We start from the raw sequence: 1332 nt of genomic DNA on the forward strand, positions 1-1332 counted from the left end.
CACAACCTTATTAAGGTCCGGTACTCCACATTCTAAAAGTATTTTATTTCTCCATAATGCTGGAGAAAGTGAGGGAATTGAATTAACACATCCAGTGATACTTAACAGAGCTATACAACTCAACAGTTTTAAGATTTTCTTCATTTTTCCCCTCCTTCAGTGGGTTTCTTTACGATAAAACAGCTCATAAACCTGTTGATATTTTCTGTCACCGCTGCTTAAAACAACGGTGACCAATATTGAGATGATGGATTGAGAAAACAATCCCGCCATTCCAAGCAAAGGCACGGAGGGCGGATTGTTGGTCATCACAAACAGCAAGACTTAAGGATAGCATTCATATTGTTCTGGATGCTTTTTACAAAAAGGGCTGTTTAAGCGCTTCTTGACACTGGGCCTCGGGATCACAGCACCTGGACGACAAATGGGAAGGTTTTCGGCTTTATGATTTACACACCAAGTTCCCCCTCCCACTTTATCACGAAAACCTGATTGAATCNGGCCTCGGGATCACAGCACCTGGACGACAAATGGGAAGGTTTTCGGCTTTATGATTTACACACCAAGTTCCCCCTCCCACTTTATCACGAAAACCTGATTGAATCATACAAGCTTCTATGGTTGCTATTGCATTGTAGCTGAGCTTTCTGCTTTCTGGATCAGTACCATAAGGGGTTGGCATACCGCATTCTAACAAGGCTTTTCCTACCTCAGTAAAATCAGTAACACCATTTTTCTCCCACGTAGCTATCTCTCCTAGAGGAGGTTTATCGATATTACATCCAGTTACACTCACCAAAACTATTCCACTTAATAACTTTAAAATGTGTTTCATTTTTTACTCCATGATTTACTTAAAGGAAATTGTTCATGATGAGATGAGCCGTAAAACTTTTGGCATTTATAACCCACATCTCCAAGACAGGTATGGGAGCTTATGGGATTTGTAGCCACTCTCAACCATTCTGTCCAAACGTTACTGCCAGCAGGGAGTGTCCCGTAGGTATAGCCATTGCCGCCAATAATTCTGCTGACAAAGTCATATCTATTCCCATCAAAGCCAATAGTGGTTTGTTTGCCGTCACTCACATAACCTAACAGACCGGATGCAACTATAAAACATTAAAGGCTGGTCCATAGAGATTGATAGTCGTGTTTTCGTTGGCTATACCGTGAACACCTTCTTGTTTGAAAGAATTCAGCATATTCCCTAATGTCATGGTACCACGGCTATGGCCATAAAATTCTAACCCTGTAAGACCATAGCTATACATCAAATCTTTTGCTTCTTGTGTTGAATTGGTCAAACCCCAAAAGTTATTTTCCATAAAC

Annotated in this window: 2 protein-coding genes and 2 pseudogenes; all 4 read right to left on the bottom strand. The window is 40.9% G+C overall.

Annotation, left to right across the window (positions count from 1 at the left end; all coding sequences use genetic code 11):
- Positions 1-208: 208 nt before the first annotated feature.
- Complete coding sequence (locus tag ACFIKN_RS07585) at positions 209-337, bottom strand: hypothetical protein (RefSeq protein WP_375658176.1); 129 nt, start codon at positions 335-337, stop codon at positions 209-211.
- Positions 325-835, bottom strand: a pseudogene (locus ACFIKN_RS07590) (hypothetical protein). Before ACFIKN_RS07590 ends, ACFIKN_RS07585 begins: the two are co-directional and overlap by 13 nt.
- Positions 832-1089, bottom strand: coding sequence for a hypothetical protein (locus ACFIKN_RS07595; protein ID WP_375658175.1), 258 nt, complete (start codon positions 1087-1089; stop codon positions 832-834). Before ACFIKN_RS07595 ends, ACFIKN_RS07590 begins: the two are co-directional and overlap by 4 nt.
- Positions 1090-1112: 23 nt before the next feature.
- Positions 1113-1332: pseudogene (locus ACFIKN_RS07600) on the bottom strand (filamentous hemagglutinin); the annotation flags it as partial.

Source organism: Bartonella sp. CL436QHHD, assembly GCF_042195105.1.
Lineage (GTDB): Bacteria > Pseudomonadota > Alphaproteobacteria > Rhizobiales > Rhizobiaceae > Bartonella.